The following is a 19,321-nucleotide window of genomic DNA, read 5'->3' as shown; positions in this document are numbered from 1 at the left end:
CCGTGCAGTGGCCGACAGATCAAACTCAAGGCACCAGGGCCAGTCGTAGCGCGAGTCAGGCCACCGCCCGAAGCGGTACCTGAACATCCTCACAGTCGTAGCGGACCTTCGAGGTCGGCATCCCTCTAATATGCGGGTCTCGATGTCAAGCCCGGGAAACCCGCTGGGGCTTCACGTAGGCGTCCGGCAGGATGTCGGACGTGATCCTGAAGTATCCCTGCGTGTCCTGCGGCCACCTGACGATGAACGACGGGCCCGGCTCCTATCAGATCTGCCCGGTCTGCTTCTGGGAGGACGACGACATCCAGCTGCGCTGGCCGGACTACTCAGGTGGCGCCAACAGACCTTCCCTGATCGAGGCCCAACAGAACTTCCAGGACTACGGAGCATGCGACGAACGGTCCATGGAACACGTTAGGCATCCCGAGGACGACGAGCCGCTGGACCCGAGCTGGCGCCCCATCGACACAGACCGCGACCGCTTCGAGCCCAAGGCGCTGCAACTGGCCGCCTGGCCTGACGACCGCACTGTCCTTTACTGGTGGCGATATCGGAGCACCGGATTCTGGCGTCCCGCTCAGTGACGTCGTCACCCGGCCTGTTCGTCGAGTCGGTGAAGGAGCCCGTCGAAAATCTGCTCGCGTGCGACCTGCCCCTTGGCTGCCGCGTCGTTCCGTTGGCGTTCGACCGAGCCGGATTCGCCCGGCTGGCCGAGGAGTTCTGGCAGGCGTCCGACGCACCGATCTACGACGCTGTCGAGCGTCAGTGGCTCGCCGAGGGCCGGGAGGTGCCCCGCCGTCCGAGCCTGGCGTGGGGTGCCCGGCGCCCAGTGAGCACCGGAGACTTGTTCCACCGGGCCGGAACCACATCTCAGTCCGGCGCGTACAGCCGCTCGCGCAGGTGCAGCACCGCGGTGTCCGCGGCGGCGGCCAGGGTGGCCAGCAGGGTGCGGATGCGGGCGTCGTCGCCGGCGCGGACCGCCTGCACGATGTGTTCGATCGCTTCGTGGGCGCGGGGATGCATACCCGCCGGACCGCCCGTGGAGGGGCCATGGCTGGCCGGGTCGCCGCCCCGGCACTCCTCGGGAACCCCTCGTGCTGTCATGTCATCCGCCAACGGATCGCAGTAGTCACAGGTCACGACCACCGCGAACGGCAGGACGGGCCGCTCTACGATCCCGCCCGGCCCGCCGACGGTTTCGAGAGGCCGGACAGCAGCCTGCACGGGAGTCAGGCCCCGCCCGCCCGTTACCTCTCGGCCTCGGCGCGGCTCAAACGGACCGAGGTCGGGCTCAGTCCTCCTTTCCCGCCAGGACTCGGTCAGCCGCGTAGTGCGGGCAAGACAGCACATGCCACGTCACCGTCAGGCGGCACCCGGCCGCAACCGCGACCGTACGCGCCTGGCCATCAGTCGGGCCCGCCGCGCAGTACGAGCACACGACGGTCTCTGCCCTCAACTCAGCCGTCACCCTCCAAATCCTGCCCCGCCGGCGCGGGCATGACGAGAGGGCCGCGCCGATCGCCGCGGGCATCCGCGGGTCCACGGGAAATCAACGTGGCCAAGGAAGGTTCCACGTTCTATTCATCCCCATCCCTTGGAGCGGGGAGACGAACAAGCGCGGCGGCGGGGCGGGCATGGGCCCGCCGATCCGGATGGAGTACGACGACCACCGCGCGGTCACGAGCACCGGTTCTGGGGCCGATTCCGTGCAGTGGCGCGCCGATCAGCAGGCCCTCATCGACAGCGGCCGCTGGGACCTGGCCATGAAGATGGACATCGACGAGATCCGTGACCTGTACGGCGACAAGTACGACAGGGAAGCCCTCGGCGGCAGCCGGTGAGGCTCCGGAGAGGACGATCGCCGTTCCGAGGGCTTCCGCCGCGGTCATGCCGATTTTGCAGGGGCGGTCAGGTTCCGCTGTGGGCCACTGGCGGAGTGTTCCGGGTCCAGCGTTCGGGGATGCCGGGCGTGGGAGTTCTACCGGTGCCCGTGCAGGTGCAGTGGCATGGTCAGGTCGATCTCCTTGCCGTCGTTCATGGCGTAGCGGACCATTTGGATCGCGAGGCGCGTCATCGTCGCGGATGGTGTCGGCAGCCCGCCGGCCTGCGTGCCGGTGAAGAAGCCGTGCACGGCGGTCGGTACGACCTCGTCCCATGTGGAGCGGGCCAGGCTGAAGGCGTCGGCGTCCTTGTCGCCGATCATGTACCGCACCAGTGCGGTCGCCGGGGGCACGGTCATCTCCTTCGGACCGGCCAGGGAGGAGAAGTACTCGATCGTCGCCTTTACGTACTTCGCGGATTGTGGCGTCACCCGTGCGTGGAGGGTGTCCACCGCCGCTGCCCGCTTGCGCGCCGCGGCCAGGGTCGCGGGCATGCCGTCCTCGGACATCCCCAGCAGGTGCCCGAACACGCGGCACGAGTGGAAGTACTGTTCCGCTTCTTGCTCGCCCGGGTGGACGTTGAGCTTGTAGAGGTGGTCGATCAGGTAGCTGGCGAACAGGTTCCCCTCGGCGAGCATGTCCAGCTGGCTCAGTGGCGCCCCCCACTTCACCATTTCCCAGTCTCCTTCGGTGTGGAGCAGGTAGCGCACCGCGGAGTGCGCCAGCCGGATTCGAGCCGTTGTGACGAACCCTGCCCCGCTCGGCCCGTACGGGTCCTTGTGCAGCATGTCGCCAACTCCCCGCAGGGCCTTGGCGAAGCCCTTCTTGTTGTCGTGAGGGCCCTCGATGCCGAAGACGGCGGCGGCCGCGGCGGGGTAGCGCATCCGCTCGGGAGTCACGTCCAGCACCGCGGCGAACGAGATCTGCTGCGCGTGCGCCAGGGCGAAGCGGAGCCCGCCAGTCATCAGCTCCGGTTCGGCCCAGGAGGGTAGTTGGCGTGTGGTCTGCAGGAAGTCGTGCAGCTGGGCGGGCAGCCCGTCCGGTACTGCCTGGCCGTTGGTCTTCCAGCCCTTGAGGGCCTCGTTGACGGCAGCGCCCTGCCCGCGCCGGAAGGCATCGGCGATGGCTTCGTCGCAGGGTGGGTCCGCGATCTGCTTCAGGCCCTCCAAATGGGCCTTCTCCTGGGCGTCGACCTCGGCCGCGGTGGCCCGCGAGGGTCCTGGGCCCGATGTGACGCGGGCGGATGCCGTGGTCCCGCTGCCGAGGAGGGCTGTGGCGCCGGCCACCGCTGCGGTGCCGATGATCTGGCGTCGTGTCATGTTGCTGCTCATGTGCCGATCTTGGTTGATCGTCGTCGACGGTGCCGCACCGGAAAGCCAAGATCCCCTCGATCGGATGACAATGATCTCCGTTCTCGCCAGTGATCTCTCCAGATCGAGCACGCCCGTGTCTGGTCCTGCATAGGCAAGTACCCGTGGAACGGTGGCCTGCGCGGCCCATGCCGGCTGAAGGCGGGCGGCAGACAGCCGTGCCCACCCTGCTTTCAGCTACATCCGGCCTGGTCCATGGCGTCGACCTCGCGGGAGGCCTCGTACCAATCCCCCCGCCGATCGCAGCACCGGTCGAGGGACTGCAAAACGATCGGTGTAAGTCCTGATCAAGGAAGATGCATCGATGACCAGCGACAAGGCCGAGTCTGTCGAGGTGGCTGAACCGCAGCCGGCGAAGGGGGTGGACGACCAGCTCATCGACGAGTTGGTCGGCCGCGCCCAAGCCGAGGGCATGCAGTTGACCGGCGAGTGATGATGTGCGTGGTTTTGTCAGTGGTTTTTCGTCGTTGAAGTGTCAGTGGTGTGCCGGGGGATTGTCGCTGGTCAGTGGGTGTGTGTGCCGAGTTGGGGAGCTGACGGTGGGTGCCGATTTCGCGCTGACGTTTTTGGCGTATTGCCTGGTCAGTTTTGTGGAGATCGGGAAGGTACTTCCGAGTCTGTACGGGTCTCGTGGCCGGCAGGGCAGGCATGAGTGCCGCCAGTAGTAGTGCCGGCAGCCCGAGCGGCCTCCGGCGGAAGCGCCCCGGCTGTGGGAGGGGGTGGGAAGGATCGGCCGGCTGGTCGGGTTGTGACCGCCGCGGAGGCGTGACGGGGCCGTTGTATCTGGACCGCTGCCAGAACATCGGGTGCTTCTCCTTCTACGCCGGGAAGCATTCATTCGGTGCTCCGGCGCTGGAGCCAGCCGACCACTCCGCGTCCGGTTGGGCCTACCGGCCTCGCCCGACGGAGCGAGCCGCCTCCCCCGTTTGGGCGTCCCAGCAGACACGGCCGCCCGCCCACCTGCTCGCCTTCCTCGATCCGGTCACGGCCGAGGAGCGGGACGCTGGTGTCGCCCTGGCCCGTCGGCCGTCAAGGAGTCCATCGGCCCGCCGAGGGTGACGAGCCCCGCCACGAACTGGTCGTCACCGGCAACTTAATAGAACTCAGGCACGAGACGGGGGGACCGGCACGGTTCAGCTGAGTTGGAACGAGCTGGCACGGTCGTACCAGTTGGCGGATGGGCAGTCTCCGGTTCCCGATCCGCCCAGGTGAGTGCACCGGTCGATCCATTCCGAGGAGGCGCCGGTGTAGTTGGCGCCATCGAAGAGCTTGATGTCGCAGGATTGCGCGGTGTAAGTGCTGACCGAGCTGTAGGTGTTGTTCTCGAGGATCCCGCTGGGGTTATTGGAAGCGTAGGGATGGGTGAGACCCGGAAGGCCGTACTCGAGGTCGTTGGTGGTGGCGGTACAGGCGTGATCGCCGAAGTAGATGGTGTAGCCGCCGCCTTGTCCGTAGTTGATCCAGTTGTAGACCGAGACGAGTGGAACCGACGCCAGAGTGGAGCCGTAGGAGACCAGGTCCTGTTCCGTGGTGAAGCAGGCTGTCTTCTGATTGCTGAGATCGACTGAGCAGTACGCCCCAGCGGGATTGGGCACCAGGTCCTGAGGGGCCTGGGGGATGGGTGTGGCGGCGGCGGTGGAGGCCGAGGCGCCGAGTGTGAGGGCCGCGAAGACCGCGAATAGCGTCCTTACCGGTGACAGACTTCGGGGAAGTAATTGCACGACATCCTCCTGAGGATATGTCCGTTGAGCGGTCCTAATGGTGCCCGTCGACTGAACCGCTGACTAGTGCCGTATCGGGCAATTACCCTCCGCGCGCCGCTCGCCTGGCCTTGGTCGCTGATCCGCAGGGGAGACGTCCGCCGCCCCACGTTCCCCGACCGGCTCGGGTCTGCTCCCAGTCGCCAGGTCTTCAAGATCATCCCGATGCCCACGCCCACCGGGCAAGGACTGATGATGATGTGCATTGGTTTGTCAGTGGCTTTTCGGGGATTGCCGCTGTTCAGTGGGTGTGTGGGCTGACAGTTGGTGCCGATTTTACGCTGACGTCTTTGACGTTTTGACTGGTCAGTTCGGTGGAGATTGGTACTGCGCTTTCGGCGTCTGTGCGGGCCCGTGGTCGAGATGTCGGGCCTTCGGAGGGCGGCTGTTTCGGAGCGTGGGAGTAGGACGGTTGGGTCCTTCGGGGAGCAGGCTGGCGCCGGGCGCCCCTGGACGGCGCCGGTCTCCTGCGTGCGCTCCGGAGGTGTGGGGTGTCAGGGGGGCGGCGGATGTGGATGGCGGTGGCGTGTTCGGTGAGGGTGGCGGCATCACGGGCGGTGATGAGGGGGTGAAGGGGGGCTGGTTGGCGGGCTGCCGGTGTGTCGAGGTGGTGGTGGTGTGCTGCGGTGATGAGGGTGTGGGCCCAGGTGGGCAGGACGTGGATCCGGCAGTGTCGGTGGGTGTGGGGGCGTGAACTTTGACGTGGGTGCCGTGGGGGTGGACGTCGGTGCCGCGGATCAGCGCGAGGCGGGCGGGGCCGGCTCCGGTGAGCAGGGTGGTGGTGAGGGCTGCCGCGTGGAGGGGGTGGGCGAGGGTGTTTTCAGGCGGTCGGCGAGTTCGCTGTGGCCGTCGCTTGCCTGTGTTCCGGGTCGGGCCGGGTGGGGAGTGCTTCGGCACCCTGGCAGGGGCGGCCGGGTCTGGCCCGTGGTTCGGCGAGGCCGGGTAGAGACCGGAAGGAGTGCAGCGATGGGCGAAATCAGGGTGAGCGGGGGGCACCTGGACCGGCTGCTCACGGACAGTTCCGGCACCTACGGCGCCCCCTGTCAGCGAGCCTTCGCGGAACTCGCGCGTACGCACCGGGGCCGTCTCGCCGCCGAGGTCCTGCCGTTGCTGATACGTGCCGCGGACCGGGCGCTGCTCGGGTTCTCGCGCGCGGACCCGTGGGAGCAGGTGCCCGCCGCGTTCCCAGCGGACGCCACCGCACCACGGTAGGGGTGCCACCGGGAACGGTTAGGGTGCGTCGGGAACGTGATCGCGCACCCGTGGGGGATGGAATGACAGTGCACCGGCCCGGACTGCCGCAGGACCTGCCCGCGCCGGAGGTCCTGTGGGCCCGGTGGAGCGCGGTCGCCGTGCTGGAGGCGACGACCGAGGCGGAGCAGAAGCCGCCGGTCCACCGCACGGGCTGCTGGATCGACGACCGTGGGCTGCACCTCGACGACTGCGGCTGCACCTGGTGGACGCTGAAGCCGCTGGGCGGGGACCGGTTCGTGCTCTTCGGTGAGGACGAGTCCAGCGGGGTCAAGTGGCACGAGCCGCCCGTCGACATGCTTGCCGGGGCTCCGGACTGGATCCCCCACGACGAGCTCCGTGAGCTGATCGCGGGCAACGAGCTGGGGTGCGTGTACTGGTCCGAGAACGGGTCCTGGGCACGGGCTCCGTACCCGGCGGACCTCGATGACGACGGTCTCGACTGCGGGTTGAGTCGTTTCGTCAACGAGGGCGAGCTGCTGCGGGAGCTCGACGGCGGGGCGGTCCTCGGGGAGCGCCGCGCGGAGCTGGTGCGCCGCGCCGAGTGGTACGAGCTGACGCCGGAGCTGCTGGAGACCCTCGTCCGCGGTTCGGGCGGCGAGCCCGCCGACCTGCCGGCCATGCTGCGCGCCCTGCGGCGCTCGGGCGTGTCCCACGGGAGCCCGCAGCCGGCCGCGTGACGTCGGGGGATTCCCCCGGCGAAGGGGAGGCGGGACGGCTCAGCCGGACGGCGGGGCCGAGGGCCGCACGCCGAACCACTGCTCGCTCCGTACTCCTCGAACCTCTCCACCTCGATGAACCCCGGCTTGGCCGCGAGGTGGTCTGCTCGCTCATGCTGCGCTGCCGTGGGGGTGGGGGTCCGGGCGGTGCGGCGCAGCTCGGCGGAGCCGGTCCGCCACTGGGCGGGGGAGGGCCAGTAGGGGTGTGTGGCGACGCGGAGGTCGAGGAGGACCAGGGCGCGCCGCAGCGCGGCCGTTCCGGCCCCGGCTGGGGTGTGCGCGAGGGCGCTGTAGGTCCGCTCCCGTTCCTGCTGGAGGGCGACGAGATCACCGGGACTACCGATCGTCAAGGTGACTAGATGAGCTCTGGGCTGCGGCAATCAGTTGCGTGCATGTTCGCGACGTGTGCCCGTGATGAGGATCCGCAAAATGGCTGTGGCAGATACTTCGTGACGCACACGATGGCGGGGGGACCGATGGGTGCCTCATGCTTGATCGCAGCGCCGGAGCCCGGGAGCCGGGCATGCCTTGAGGGGGTCCGCGGTGGAGGTCGGTGAACTGGTACGCGCAGAACTGCGACGCGTCGATTGGGCGTCGTTGGAGTGCGGCTGCGGTGACTCTGCGGAGCATGTGCCGCTTCTGATCGAGGCGATCATCACTGCTGAGACGCCCCAGGACATGATCGGATACACCCTCGATGGTCATGTCGAGGGAAGCACGATCATCTTCGAGTGCACTCCGCCAGCGGTCGGCGTGATCATGGCCGCGCTGGCCAGCGACCTCTCGACACTGACCCGAGACGTGCTGCTGCAGACGTTGTCCTTCGTGGCTGCGGGTTCCGGCGACTACGGACCGACCGCGGGAAGTGAGGGTCTGGGCGAGGCGTGCAGGCACCACGTGCAGGAGGGGTTCTGGAGGCTTGTCCAGATCGGGCTCACGGGTACGGCGGAAGACGCCGAAACAGTGGCGGACATTTGTGAGTCCTTCGGGCTCGGCGGCGACAAAGCCGTCTTCTATCAGGCCGAGCTTCGCGACCGTGTGCACGCGAAGACCAAGCGGGCCGCGTCGGCTCTGCCACGCAGTGGTGTCGGACCCGGGTGACATGCTGTCGATCGCATGTCCTTTTACGAACGGAGCTGCTGGCGATGGGCGTCGACTTTGATGCTGCCTGGTGTGCGACAGATCTCGGCGACCATCGCCCCTGCCGCTATACGTATGAGAGGTATCCCTACGACACCCTGCCGCCTCTGGACAAGAAGCAGCTCACAGGCGTGTTCCAGTGGCTGGGCGATCCAGGCGAAGTCGTCGCCGAGCGGGCGGCGAAGGTGCGGCAGCTGGAGGAGAGGCTGGCTGCCGAAGGGCTGACGTTGCCGAAGGACTTCGTCACCTTCCACGTCTCGTCGAACCTGCGAGAGTCCTTGGACTCGGTGTCGGTGACTGGTTGCTGGAGCAGCCTCTCCGAGCCACTGCCGAGCCCCGTTGAGCCGGGTGCGTTCCTCGTCCGTTTCTTCCGTGACCAGCAGGACTGCGTTCTTTGGTACCTCTACTTGCGCCCGTCTGGCGATGTCTTCGTGGTCAACTCCTACCTTGACTACGAGTACGAGTACGAATCGCGGGACTCGGAGGACTCCGAGCCAGAGAGCGATCTGAACGATCTTGCCGCTCAGAAGGCCGAGATCCTTTGGTGTGCTCCCTCCTTCGAGTACTTCGCCTACCGCTTCTGGCTTGAGAACCGTCTCTGGCGCGCTGTGAATGGCGTGGGCGATGTGTCCCTCGACGCCGAAATGCATGAGTATCTGGACCACTACGAGGCCGCGTCGCCCCAAGGGGCTTGACGCCAGTGCAGTGCGCGGGCTCGCCGACCGAAGGTCAGCGGCCAGCTCGGCCGGAAGGCCGCCGGCCAGATCTGACTCGGCAGTCCGTTGGGCTGCTTCAGGCTTGGTCACGTTCCAGAAGCTGGGCTTCGAGCTGTGAGATTCGCCGATCTAGGAAGCGGGTGTTGGAGCGGGCGGCTTGGAGGCGGTCTTCGAGTGTCCGGTTGTCCTGGGCCAGCTGGCGCAGGCGATCCTTGAGCGCCGTGTTCTCGGCGGAGATGCGCTGGGCTGAGTCCTCTGGCTGGTGGGTTTCCAGGTCGCGGATGTGGCCCATGAGCTGGGCAATCCTATTCCGCTGGGTGCGGATCTCGCAGTGCGCGTCTTTCAGGGCGGCTTCGGCGTTGAGTGCTCGGTCACGCGATCCGTCGCTGTCCCTGGGCGCGGGGACGCCGCGGTTGCCACCGTGGCTGTCTCGATTGATGTTCGCGGTGACGAGGGTTCGGGCTTCGGGGTTTTCGTAGAGGAAGGTGCGGGAGACGCCTGCCTGGCGGACCAGGGCGGCGACGGTGATCGTGGTCCGCTGCCGCTTAAGGACGCTGAAAGCGGTGCGGACCTGATCGATCTTGCTCTGAGTCCGTGCGCAGCGGACGCGGTTTGCCGCCGCAGTCCGTGACGCGGGGATCGCGGAATTCATGCCGGGATGTCCTCCTCGTCGGCTGGGACCAAGTCCGCTGTCCGGAAGGCGGTGCTCCACATGCGGTGGAAGTAGTCCTGCGGGCGGCGCAGATCCAGCGCGAGGGCGTCGTCGAGGAGGCCGAGGCCGGCGAGCACGTTCTCCAGTCCGTCGATGGCTCGCGCGGTGGGCGCGAAGACCTGGTGCAGGTAGTCGGCGGTGGCATCGTCCGGGGCGCGTTCGGCGATGGCGTACCACTGCTCGCGTTTGCGGCGCCAATAGAGCAGGTCAGCGCCGGATACCACGAACTTGTCGCACCCCGTGCAGTCAAGGCTGAAGGGGCAGGCGCCGCCGTTGACGACGGGTTGGAACGTGCAGAAGCCGCCCTCGGCGGGTGTGCTGCGACGGGAGAGATCGATGGCCAGTGCCTGTGCCCGGGCCGCATCGAGGGGGCGGACGGTGTGGGAGAGCAGCTCCCCGGGGTTGGGGGATCCGGGGCCGGCGACCCAGACGTGCTGGAGCACGTCTGTGCCCGGTGGCTCTGTTCACGAGAGACGGTTCTGGCTCAACTTCTGTGAAAGCTGTCGCTCGGGGAACTCGCGGCCCGATCGTCAGCTTTCCTGTGCCGAAGCGGCGAGGTCGTGACGGTTGCCGAGAACCGCTCGCCCGCAGCCTGGAGGCAGGTGGTCCGCCACCATCTCCACGGCTGCCTCGACGGTGTCAGCCTCACCGACGGATTGCGCCCTGGACGGTCCCGCCACGACGAAGCCCCCACCCTTCCGCGGGGCTATGTACGGCACGTCCCACGTGCAGGGATGCTCGGTGCACCGGCTGAAATGCAGCTCCCACATGCCAACCCAAGGGAAGAGCTGCCGCAGCCTGGGTTCGGCGTAGGCGGCCCGCACCAGACCACCGTCCACCCGATCCGAAGCGAGCAGACTCGTCCACTCGGCCTCGATGACGTCCTCCGCCGCGCCTGATGAATCCATGGAAGCAGGGTGTCAAACCCGTGGACCGAGCGATGAGGCGGATGGCAAACACCTCGCCCCCGGCACGTACGGAACCATGACTCCACAGAAGTTGAGCCAGAACCCGAGAGACGACAGCGTTTCTACGGGGAGGCGTCGGGAGCCCTGGGCAGGGTTCAGATGTTCACGCGTTTCGGCAGCGGGCGGAGGCCGTTCCGCCTGGGGTGCAGACCGCGCCTGTTCGATTGGGGAGGATCTTGGGTCTTGGGGTTGAAGTTGCCGTTGCGGCAACTCCTACCTTCGTGACCAGGGCCGGAGACGCCGGCCCGGCGACACACATGTGCAGGAGTCGTGATGGACTGGCCGATTGCGGAGGTGGCCCGGATGTCGGGCGTTACCGCCCGGACACTGCGCCACTACGACGAGACGGGCCTGCTCCCGCCGGCCCGGATCGGCGCCAACGGTTACCGCTACTACGAGGAGCGCCAGCTCCTGCGGCTGCAGCAGATCCTCGTGTTGCGGGCGCTGGGCGTCGGGCTGCCTGAGATCGGCCGGATCCTGTCTGAACAGGTCGACGAGGTGGATGCCCTGCGAGGCCACCACCAGCACCTCCTCGCAGAACGGGACCGGCTCGACGCCCTGGCCGGCACCGTCTCCCGCACGATCGCCGAACTGGAGCAGTCCAGGAAGGACGGCAACCCCATGACCATCAACCGACCGGAGAACCTCTTCGAAGGCGTGACGCCCTCCCAGTACGAGGGGAACATGCACGACTTCCCCGAACTCGCCGAAGCAGTCGCACGACGCGCCGTCGCGATGAGCCAGGCGGACGCCGACACCGCGCACCGTGATCGCACCGCGCAGATGATCCGGCTGGCCGAACTCATGGCCGCAGGCCACCCGGCCGACGCCGACCCGGTCCAGGCCGAAATCGACGCCCAGTACCGGGCACTGACAGCCTTGCGCGCTGTCACCGCAGAGGACTACCGGGCCATCGGACGCTCCGTCGTCGACAACGAGACGTGGCGCGCCGCATACGAGGCCATCGCCCCGGGTCTGGCCGCATACCAGCGCGACGCCATCGAGGCCTACGCCACCACCCGGCTGCACTGAGACACGGCGCAACCGCCATCGAGAGAGGACCGCGATGGCGGTTGCGCCGTGTCACGGAGGGCCGGAGATGTTCGATCCCGAGGACCGGCCACGGCCCCCTCAACAGGTTGCTGCCCGTTCTCATGAACAACGACTTCCCTCAGGAAGGACCGCCTCCCGACGAGCTGAACAATCGCTGTCGGAAGTCGGGCTCTGGCTCAGGTTGTGTGGTGTGTGCACGCTGAGTGATGGCTGCCGTCGTCTGGTCGGTTCAGGGGCGTGGTGAGAGAAGCGCAGGTCGCGTCTGACACGAAGGCGAGAGATCGCACCTTGTTCCAGTGTTTGCACAGGTTCCGCTTTCAGCCCTCGCGGCGCTCGACGGCTACGGCGAGCTGGTCGATCACCTCGAATAAGGGAAAGGGTGCCCGCATGCCGACCCCGCCCGGTGGGCTGTCCTTCACCACGCCTGAGTATGAAGCATGAGGCTGGAAAAGGCTCATTCATGACTATGTCATTCCGTCACATTTCGTCCGGGATAGTACGGCGCCCTCTCTTTGATTTCCAATAGTAGGCGCGACCGGGCAAATTTTTGAAGCTTCTCCCAGTTTCCGGGATACCCCAAGAGGTGATCCGTTATCCTAATGCTGACCATTTCATTAATTCCGGGCCTGTTGCTGACCAATAGCGACTCTATGAAGATTACACAGCGAGTCGCCAGTTCTGGATCCACTGGAGCATTTGCTAGGGTGGGTGTCAGGATTCCGTGGACAAAAATGTCACTCGTCAGAGTGTATGGGCCAACCCCGAAGGGGATTCCTTCGAATGATCCTGAGGACTCGAGTTCCGCTTGCTCTAGATCGAGGATCGACTCTCTAGCTTCTGGAAAAATATCCCAGAGAAGTCCACGAACGAAGGATGAGTCCGAGTCAAATTGCATAGATATCGATGGCTCCGTTCAAGTTGATCGTTCCTGTCGATTACTTGGCCCCCGATGCGGGAGTGCATCGGGGGCCAAGTCTGTGATCGGCCGTGGAAGATTCTACCCTTCCTGCTCACCATGAGGTCAGCCGGCTTTGGGTTCCCTGCGGCGCAGGGAGGGTCACGAGGTAAATTGCGTGTACGCGAACCGCGCTTCCGCTGTTTTAGCTGCTAGGCCGTTGGGCCTTGGCACTGAGTTGTGTATTCACACGATCCCTCGCCCCCTAGAAACGCCTTCATGCCATCCCAGATGAAAAGAATATCTCCGACAATTCCTATTCCATTCATCACCCTGGGCATCTTTGGATTTCCCCGAGCCTGGGGTGCTCTATAGGGCGAATGATCGAACTCTGCTCCCGTTATCGACGCCATGGAAGGCGCTTTCCACATCTTTTCCACTGCGGCTTTTACAGTGGATTTGGCCACCGGGTTGGTTTTTAGGACCTTGGTGATCTCGCCTCCCTCGTCCACCGTGTCCAGCGCTTTCCAGATTTCCTCTGCTTCCGTGAGGATGACTGCGCGATCCGATGCAGATAGGTGAGTCGAGCTGCGCGGGTTCCGATCCTCCTCCAGGAGTGCTCTCAGGCGGGTCATACAATCAGCCGCATCGGCGACATGCCAGAGTCCCTTGGTCGGCCTGCCCGTCTTCAGTTCATTCAGCAGTGCCTCGGCAACCTTTCCGTTGCCGACCTCCGGGCTATATCCAGGTTTCATGTAGATGTCCCCAAGGATTTTCCGAAGCTCGGGGCTTTCCACCTTTGGTGCGACAGCAGGCTTGGTGAGATTTACAGGTGCGGTGCCGGTGACCTTTGCAGTACCTCCCCCTGATCCGCCACCTTCACCTGGACGGGTGCCCGATTCACAGGCGCCAGTAGGCCCGTTCTCGTCTTCTATCGGGACGCAGAGCCCCGTGGGGTCACTGGTGGATATCGGGTTGTTGTTGGCGTAGCTGTAGCCGTTGAGAGATTGGTGCTGCTCAAGGGTGAGGACTGGGTCGACGCTGATGAACTGGCCGGTGTAGGGGTCGTATTCGCGTGCGCCGATGTGGGTGAGGGCTGTGTCTGTGTCGGCGGTCTTGCCAAGGAAACGCTTGTCGTCGGGCCAGGTACCGAGGGTGTCGCCGCGGGGGGCGCCGAATGGGGTGACGTAGCGCTTGCTGACGGTCTGCTCGTCGCCGCTGTCGATGGCGACGGAGGAGGTGGCGTGGTGGTCGCCGGCGAGGAAGGAGACCTTGGAAGTACCGGTCTCGTTGCTGCGGACGGCTATGCGCTGGCCGCCGACGGTGTAGTAGCGGTTGGCCCACTTCTTGGTGCCTTCGAGGTGGACCTCGGTGGCCCCGGCGTAGAGGACCGTCTCGCCGCCGGTGTTGCGGCGGACGAGAAGTTCGCCGTCAGCGTCGTACAGGTAGGAAGTGGCGTCGGTTCCCTCGACGAGCTTGTTGAGTTGGTTCTCGCCGTTCCAGGTCAAGGTCTGACTGTCAGCGCTGGAGGGGGACCGGAGGCGCTTGGTGGTGTTGCCGCTGTCGTCGTAGGCGTACTGGTCCGTGACACCCGTGCAGTCGGCGTTGGTGGTGCTTGCGACGAGTGTGTGCTTGCGGCTGGTGTCGTAGCAGTAGGTGCGGTTGGTGGTGCTGGAGCTGTTGTGCGTGGTCTCCGAGGCGCGCTGGCCGCCGGCGTTGTAGGTGTAGGACTTCCAGTAGGAGGCGGGGCCTCCGAGGTTGGCCGTGTTCCGGCCGGTACTGGCGCAGTCGGCCGTCTTCGGGGTCCAGGCTTCGGATACGCGGCGCTGGCCGTCGTAGGTGAAGCACTGGTAGTCGGCCGCGCTGGCCCCGCTCACCGTCGCCTTGTCGAAGATCGACTTGACGTTGCCGGCGTCGTCATGCGTGTACGTGGTGTCCTGGACGAGGCCGTGGGTGGGCTCGTAGACGGTGGTTGCCTTGAGGCGGCCGGTGCCTTCCTCGAAGATGTTGGCGATGTCGACGTCCTTGACGCCGAGCGCTCCCGAACGCGAGAGCTTCATCGTTTCGAGCTTGCCGAGGGGCGAGTAGCCAGCGCTCTGGACGTAGCCGCTGGTTCCGGAGAGACCGTCCGGTAGCAGGTAGCTGTTGTAGTTGGTGGTGATGGTCTCTGAGGCGAGGCCGCCTGCTGCGGGCTCAGAGGTGGTGGAGACGGTGCCGTCTTCCCAAAGGTTTGTGCCGTATGAGGTGGTTGCGTTGACGGCCCCCGAGGTGACCAGTGGGTCATCAGTGGGCAGCATCAGCTCGGTCTTGCTGGCGCGACCGAGATAGTCGTACTCCGAGACCTTCCTCGTGTAGGCCTTGCCAGTCGTGCCGCCGACGTAACGGATGGACGCGGTCGGCGAACCACGCAGGATCGTGTCGTAGGTCCAGGCGGCGAGCTTGTTGGCATCGGTGCGCGAGGTCTGCCACTGGTCGGTCTTGCGGCCGAGCTCGTCGTAGGAGTACAGGAGCGTGGTGCCGCGGGCGTCGTCCGTGCTGGAGATCTGGTCCAGGGACGTGTAGTGCGTGGTGGTCGTGCCGCTGTCCGGATCGGTGACTGTGCGCTGACGGCCGTAGATGTCGTAGGTGTACGACCACTTGGCGCCGTCTGGCCCCGTGACCGTGGCGGCCTTGCCATCGCGGGTGGGCGCGTACTTCACGCTGGTGTAGGCGGTTCCGAGGGTGGCGCCGTACGCGCTATCCGCCGGTTGCTCGCCAGCGTAGGTTCGGGTCTCTGTGGTCCGTCCCAGTGTGTCGGTGATGGTGCGGCTGGCTGTGCCTCCGTCAGGCGCGCTGGTGGCTACGGAGTCACCGGTGTAGCTGGTGGCCGTGGACCACTTCTTGACGCCGTTGACCCACAGCTCGGCGGTCGTGGGCCGGCCTGCGGCGTCGAAGGAGGTCTTGGTCTGCGGGAAGGGCCCGCCGGCGGTGACGGAATCGTAGTCGCCGTCCGGCGCGTTCTTGTCGTCCCAGGCGTCGGCGTACGTGTCGTAGGCCAAACCGCGGGAGTCGTAGCGGGTGTCGGTGAGGATCCGTCCGCCGTTGGGCGAGAGGGTCTGGGTCTGCAGGGGGCGCAGCAGTGAGTCGCTGATGGAGTAGACCGGGGTCCGGTAGCTCGCGTTGTCGTGCTTGAGTTCGGTGATCGAGGTCCAGGGCGCGGATCCGCGCTTGAGAACGTATCCGAACTTGACGTTCGGGGTCTCTCCCCCAGTCTGGCTTCGATTGTTGAACCAGGTGCCGGCGATGCGGCCGAGCGCGTCGTAGGCGTTGGTGGTGATCTTCGCGTTGGCGTCCTCGGTCTTGGTCACCGAGCCCCGGGCAGGGTCGAGGTAGGTGTAGGTGCGGTGGATTTGCCCGTTGGAGCCCAGCGTGGGCGTGGCGCTGACCGTGGACGTGAGAGGACCGGCGGCTGCTGGGGTGTAGGCGGTGGTGACGGTGTTGCCTGCTGCGTCGGTTACGGCAAGAGGTCGGCCGAGGACGTCGTAAGTGGTGCTGGACAGTTTCTGCCAGCCGTCCGTTTCGGAGGGGCTGCGCGGGTTGGTGCCGTTGACGGCGGGGTAGGCCTTGGCGCGGCCGGTCCAGGTAGGCAGGCCCTTGTTCGGGACGCGCCCGTCCTTCCAGCCGGTGACCGTGGCGTCGTCGTAGACGGTTGCGGTGTCGGAGATGACGTCGCCGCGGGTGGTGAGGGAGCTGGGCAGGTCCAGCTTGTCATCGGTGAGGTCGCTACCGTCGGCATCGGTGCAGGCCTGGGCCACGGTCCGGGTGCGGGAGACCAGGCTGGTCAGGCCGATCGCCGGGTTGCGGGCGTACCAGGTGCTGGTGCAGGTCTCGTCACCGCTCTTGGCGTGGTCGCCCAGGGCATTGACCCGCTCGATCATGCCGTAGCCGTCGTACGAGTAGTCGGTCTGGGTCCGACGGAAGGCGTCGGAGGCGGTCAGGTAGGTGTACTCGTACGCGCGCGTCGTACGAACCCGCGAGGCAGTGATGGTCTTGTCGACGACCGGCTTGCCGTCGCCGTCCTTGGCCACGTGCCCCGCGTCATCCATCTTGTAGACGGTCTGGGTCGCGGTGTTCGTGTATCCCGGGTAGTTCAGGGAGGACCCGACGATGGTTGACCCGTTGTAGGTGACTGACTGACGCAGGGAGCCGGACAGCTGGTCGTAGTCGGTGTAGTCCGACGTCGCGATGGGACCGCTGCCGTCGATGTCGATGACGGGCACCTTGTTGGTGCGGGTGACCTTCGGGTCTGCTGTCTTGTCGCCGTACATGCCCTGCATGTACACGTTGGTGCTCTTGGAACGGTTGGAGCCGACGCCGTTGTAGGTGGTGACTCTGCCGTAGCCGCGCCAGGTGGACCAGGTGCGGTCCTTCTCCTTCGTCATGGGGTCGTCGTTGTAGCGCCAGCCGGGCTTCTCGTACTCATACGAGGCCACCACGGTGGCTGCGGTGACGGCGTCCTTGGTGGTGACGTTGGTGATGCGGTACTTGTGGAACCAGCCGAGCTTGGTGTCGCCGCCGTTGGGCTTCCACTTCACCGGGTAGCAAGGGCGTGTGGCGTCGTCATTGTCATCGACCGCCGTCGGCATCTTGGTGCCAGTCACGCACTCCGGGTCAGACAGGGTGACTGTAGTCGTTGCACCGGTCTCTGTGGTGATGGTTCGGATGCGGGGGCGGTTGATGGGCAGGATGTTGTCGCCCGGTACGTCGACCCGGTTGGGCCGGTTGTCGTAGACGAAATCGACCGGATCCAGCTTGAGGTCGGTGCCGTTCTTGCCGGTGCGGACGATCGACTTAAGGACCAGACTACGGTCGCTCGGGTCATTGAGATTGACCGGCGCCGTGTACCCGGAGGTGAGGGCGTAACCGTCTACATCGATAAAGGCATCCGGGGTGGCAGAGGTGGACCACACCTGCGTGGTGATGCCGATCAGGCGCTTACGGGTGAAGAACGCCGGCCCTGTGGCATTGCAGTCTGTCTCATTGCTGGCGCAGATAGCGTCGAAGGGCACATCAGGCCAGTTGTCGGCCGTGTCTTCAGTGAGGGAGGAGCAGCCCGACTCGCAGCGCTCGTCGTAGGTGAAGGTGACCCTGCCGGAGGTGACTCCGGTGAAGAGTGCGTCGGCCCGCTGTCCGTACTTGATTTCCTTGAGGTAGCCGCCGCGCGTGTAGGCGCCCAGCGTCGCCTTGTCGCCGGTCTTCGCGTAGTAGTTGCCTTCCTTGGTGTACCAGTAGGTGGCGGCGTTGCCCTGCAGGTCCTGGGCCAGGTCGAGGTTCCAGCGCCAGGCCTGCTGAACGGCACGGCCGGAGAAGGTGCTGCTCTTCTTGTAGCCGGGTTCGCCTTCGTCGTCACCGTAGACGGGGACGGTCCAGACCGAGTTGGTTTCGGTGTCGGCAGGCGCGCCGGTGAGCTTGTTCAGGCCGAAGGTGTAGGTGGTGCCGTCGCTGGTGATCACCTTCCAGAACTCGCCGTCGGTGTCGTTCGGGTCGGTGGTGGTGTCGCCGTCATCGGTGCTGCCGGCGCCCCGACCGCGGATGACCTTGGTGGCGTCGTCGTTCTTCAGGCGCCAGGTGTTGCCTGACGCGTCGGCGGGGTCCTTGACCAGTTCGTTGGCCTGGCCGTTCAGGACGAGGGAGGCATTGTCGTACTTCCAACACAGGTCGTTCTTGTCCGTCTGGCCGTCTTCCTCGCACGAGCCGTACTTGCGCTCGATGTAGGAGGAGGTCAGGTCGAAGCCCTCACCGACCTGGGAACCCTGATTGTTGGTGTTCGAGGTGCGGCCGTCGATGGACCCCGAGTCATACGACAGGGACAACGCCGGCACCGGGCCAGCTACTCCGGGCGGCACGGTAATCGGATAGGACCAATTGAATGACCCTGATGCCCCGCCGGCCTCCCAGGTCGAGGAGCTGGCGAGGGGTGTGGCCTTGTAGTCACCGGCACCCGACGGCGAGGCGGTGCTCGTGGCCATCACGGCGAGCACGGTGGGTGCGGCCGAGGCAGCACTCAGCAAGGGCGTGCTTGGGGGAGCGTCCTTGGCCCGGAGCAGGACGCTGCTCGTTGCAGCTGGCTTGGCGTCGCCGGCCAGGCTGACGTTGGCGGACAGCTCATGGCTGTCGATGTCGTTGCTGGAGGCGATAGGTGTGGTCGTGCGGCATTCCGGCTTGTCCGGGGTGGTCAGTGCGCAGCCGGGCAGGGTCACCATGCCCAGGCGGGTGGACCAGGAGCCGCCGATGGCTGATGCGAAGGAGTCGTAGTTGACCTCGACCTTGGCGGTGCCGGGTGTGGCGGCGGTGGCGGTGAGCAGCACACCGGTGATGCCAGCCTTGCGAGCTGCCTGCTGGTCCAGCACCTGCACCGTGGCCTGCCCCGCGGCGGCGGCGCCCGAGCGGGCGGTCTTGGTCGGTGGGGCTACGGCCACCAGGGAGTTGGTGGCCGGGGCACTGGCCAAGTTGCCCTTGAGAGTGGTGGCCTTGGGCCAGGTGTTCTTCGGGTTGGCCTTCGCGCGCTCGGCTTGGGCCTTGTCCTCGGCCTTGAGCTTGGCGATCAGGTCACCCGAGGCCATCGCCTCGACCGGCACCGACTTCACCTTCGCAGGCCGGTGCTGCGGGTTCGACGGTCGGCCGGATGCCTCTGCGGCACTGGCGAGGGGGGCCGCGATCGAGCCGGTTACGGACAAGACCAGGGCGAGGACTCCGATGATCGGTGTTCTCGCCAACAGACTTCTTTTTCTTGACACAAAAACTCCTGGAGCGGATGAGCCGCAAGGTAGAGGTGTGTGTGAATGAGTGGCGATGGGCGCGCGGAGCAGCAGGGCCGA

The 19,321-nt window shown here is 66.0% G+C and carries 15 protein-coding genes; 8 read left to right on the top strand and 7 right to left on the bottom strand.

The features are described 5' to 3' along the window. Positions 1–191 precede the first annotated feature (191 nt). Positions 192–584 (top strand): CPCC family cysteine-rich protein, encoded by a 393-nt coding sequence (locus ACFVX6_RS37520; protein ID WP_389699078.1) that lies wholly within the window; start codon positions 192–194, stop codon positions 582–584. A 286-nt stretch (positions 585–870) separates the two neighbouring features. Here the strand turns inward: ACFVX6_RS37520 and ACFVX6_RS37515 are convergent, their stop codons facing one another. Further along, entirely contained in the window at positions 871–1,104 is a 234-nt protein-coding gene (locus ACFVX6_RS37515) for a hypothetical protein (RefSeq protein ID WP_389699077.1), read from the bottom strand. A 530-nt stretch (positions 1,105–1,634) separates the two neighbouring features. Between ACFVX6_RS37515 and ACFVX6_RS37510 the strand changes: the two genes are divergently transcribed. Beyond that, entirely contained in the window at positions 1,635–1,841 is a 207-nt protein-coding gene (locus ACFVX6_RS37510; protein ID WP_389699076.1) for a hypothetical protein, read from the top strand. Positions 1,842–1,978: 137 nt separating this feature from the next. On the opposite strand, the gene ACFVX6_RS37505 is transcribed toward ACFVX6_RS37510, so the two are convergent. After that, entirely contained in the window at positions 1,979–3,211 is a 1,233-nt protein-coding gene (locus ACFVX6_RS37505) for an oxygenase MpaB family protein (protein WP_389699075.1), read from the bottom strand. Positions 3,212–3,554: 343 nt separating this feature from the next. Here ACFVX6_RS37505 and ACFVX6_RS37500 point away from each other — a divergent pair, with 343 nt between their 5' ends. Further along, positions 3,555–3,683, top strand: a complete 129-nt coding sequence (locus tag ACFVX6_RS37500) for a hypothetical protein (protein WP_389699074.1) — start codon at positions 3,555–3,557, stop codon at positions 3,681–3,683. Positions 3,684–4,383: 700 nt separating this feature from the next. Here ACFVX6_RS37500 and ACFVX6_RS37495 read toward each other — a convergent pair. Further along, positions 4,384–4,971: a hypothetical protein gene (locus ACFVX6_RS37495; RefSeq protein WP_389699073.1), complete on the bottom strand. Its 588-nt coding sequence runs from the start codon at positions 4,969–4,971 to the stop codon at positions 4,384–4,386. A 1,005-nt stretch (positions 4,972–5,976) separates the two neighbouring features. Here ACFVX6_RS37495 and ACFVX6_RS37490 point away from each other — a divergent pair. The 4 genes from ACFVX6_RS37490 to ACFVX6_RS37475 all read left to right on the top strand — a co-directional run bounded on the left by ACFVX6_RS37490 (position 5,977) and on the right by ACFVX6_RS37475 (position 8,815). Beyond that, the gene (locus tag ACFVX6_RS37490) at positions 5,977–6,222 is read left to right on the top strand and encodes a hypothetical protein (RefSeq protein ID WP_389699072.1); all 246 of its coding nucleotides are present in this window, start codon (positions 5,977–5,979) and stop codon (positions 6,220–6,222) included. A 62-nt stretch (positions 6,223–6,284) separates the two neighbouring features. After that, complete coding sequence (locus ACFVX6_RS37485) at positions 6,285–6,941, top strand: hypothetical protein (RefSeq protein WP_389699071.1); 657 nt, start codon at positions 6,285–6,287, stop codon at positions 6,939–6,941. 582 nt (positions 6,942–7,523) lie between these two features. Then, a complete protein-coding gene (locus ACFVX6_RS37480; protein ID WP_389699070.1) occupies positions 7,524–8,081 on the top strand; it encodes a hypothetical protein in 558 nt (185 codons plus the stop codon). Positions 8,082–8,125: 44 nt separating this feature from the next. After that, positions 8,126–8,815, top strand: a complete 690-nt coding sequence (locus ACFVX6_RS37475; protein ID WP_389699069.1) for a hypothetical protein — start codon at positions 8,126–8,128, stop codon at positions 8,813–8,815. A gap of 97 nt (positions 8,816–8,912) precedes the next feature. On the opposite strand, the gene ACFVX6_RS37470 is transcribed toward ACFVX6_RS37475, so the two are convergent. The 3 genes from ACFVX6_RS37470 to ACFVX6_RS37460 form a co-directional block, all read right to left on the bottom strand. Then, entirely contained in the window at positions 8,913–9,488 is a 576-nt protein-coding gene (locus ACFVX6_RS37470; RefSeq protein WP_389699068.1) for a DUF6262 family protein, read from the bottom strand. Continuing rightward, positions 9,485–9,991, bottom strand: a complete 507-nt coding sequence (locus ACFVX6_RS37465) for a hypothetical protein (RefSeq protein ID WP_389699067.1) — start codon at positions 9,989–9,991, stop codon at positions 9,485–9,487. The genes ACFVX6_RS37470 and ACFVX6_RS37465 overlap by 4 nt, the downstream gene beginning before the upstream one ends. 87 nt (positions 9,992–10,078) lie before the next feature. Continuing rightward, positions 10,079–10,456, bottom strand: coding sequence for a DUF6193 family natural product biosynthesis protein (locus tag ACFVX6_RS37460; RefSeq protein ID WP_389699066.1), 378 nt, complete (start codon positions 10,454–10,456; stop codon positions 10,079–10,081). A gap of 333 nt (positions 10,457–10,789) precedes the next feature. On the opposite strand from ACFVX6_RS37460, the gene ACFVX6_RS37455 reads away from it, so the two are divergent. After that, complete coding sequence (locus ACFVX6_RS37455) at positions 10,790–11,548, top strand: MerR family transcriptional regulator (protein ID WP_389699065.1); 759 nt, start codon at positions 10,790–10,792, stop codon at positions 11,546–11,548. A 1,128-nt stretch (positions 11,549–12,676) separates the two neighbouring features. Here the strand turns inward: ACFVX6_RS37455 and ACFVX6_RS37450 are convergent. Continuing rightward, the gene (locus tag ACFVX6_RS37450) at positions 12,677–19,081 is read right to left on the bottom strand and encodes an RHS repeat-associated core domain-containing protein (RefSeq protein WP_389699064.1); all 6,405 of its coding nucleotides are present in this window, start codon (positions 19,079–19,081) and stop codon (positions 12,677–12,679) included. Between the last annotated feature and the right edge of the window lie 240 nt (positions 19,082–19,321).

Origin of the sequence: Streptomyces sp. NPDC058289 (assembly GCF_042880975.1) — a bacterium.
GTDB lineage: Bacteria > Actinomycetota > Actinomycetes > Streptomycetales > Streptomycetaceae > Streptomyces > Streptomyces stoeckheimensis.
This window is presented reverse-complemented; position numbering and strand designations above follow the sequence as displayed.

Excerpts from the sequence above, each read along its gene's own strand:
- ACFVX6_RS37520 (WP_389699078.1), top strand. The coding sequence starts at position 192 with ATGTCGGACGTGATCCTGAAGTATCCCTGCGTGTCCTGCGGCCACCTG.
- ACFVX6_RS37515 (WP_389699077.1), bottom strand. The coding sequence starts at position 1,104 with ATGACAGCACGAGGGGTTCCCGAGGAGTGCCGGGGCGGCGACCCGGCC.
- ACFVX6_RS37510 (WP_389699076.1), top strand. The coding sequence starts at position 1,635 with ATGGGCCCGCCGATCCGGATGGAGTACGACGACCACCGCGCGGTCACG.
- ACFVX6_RS37505 (WP_389699075.1), bottom strand. The coding sequence starts at position 3,211 with ATGAGCAGCAACATGACACGACGCCAGATCATCGGCACCGCAGCGGTG.
- ACFVX6_RS37500 (WP_389699074.1), top strand. The coding sequence starts at position 3,555 with ATGACCAGCGACAAGGCCGAGTCTGTCGAGGTGGCTGAACCGCAGCCG.
- ACFVX6_RS37490 (WP_389699072.1), top strand. The coding sequence starts at position 5,977 with ATGGGCGAAATCAGGGTGAGCGGGGGGCACCTGGACCGGCTGCTCACG.
- ACFVX6_RS37485 (WP_389699071.1), top strand. The coding sequence starts at position 6,285 with ATGACAGTGCACCGGCCCGGACTGCCGCAGGACCTGCCCGCGCCGGAG.
- ACFVX6_RS37475 (WP_389699069.1), top strand. The coding sequence starts at position 8,126 with ATGGGCGTCGACTTTGATGCTGCCTGGTGTGCGACAGATCTCGGCGAC.
- ACFVX6_RS37470 (WP_389699068.1), bottom strand. The coding sequence starts at position 9,488 with ATGAATTCCGCGATCCCCGCGTCACGGACTGCGGCGGCAAACCGCGTC.
- ACFVX6_RS37460 (WP_389699066.1), bottom strand. The coding sequence starts at position 10,456 with ATGGATTCATCAGGCGCGGCGGAGGACGTCATCGAGGCCGAGTGGACG.
- ACFVX6_RS37455 (WP_389699065.1), top strand. The coding sequence starts at position 10,790 with ATGGACTGGCCGATTGCGGAGGTGGCCCGGATGTCGGGCGTTACCGCC.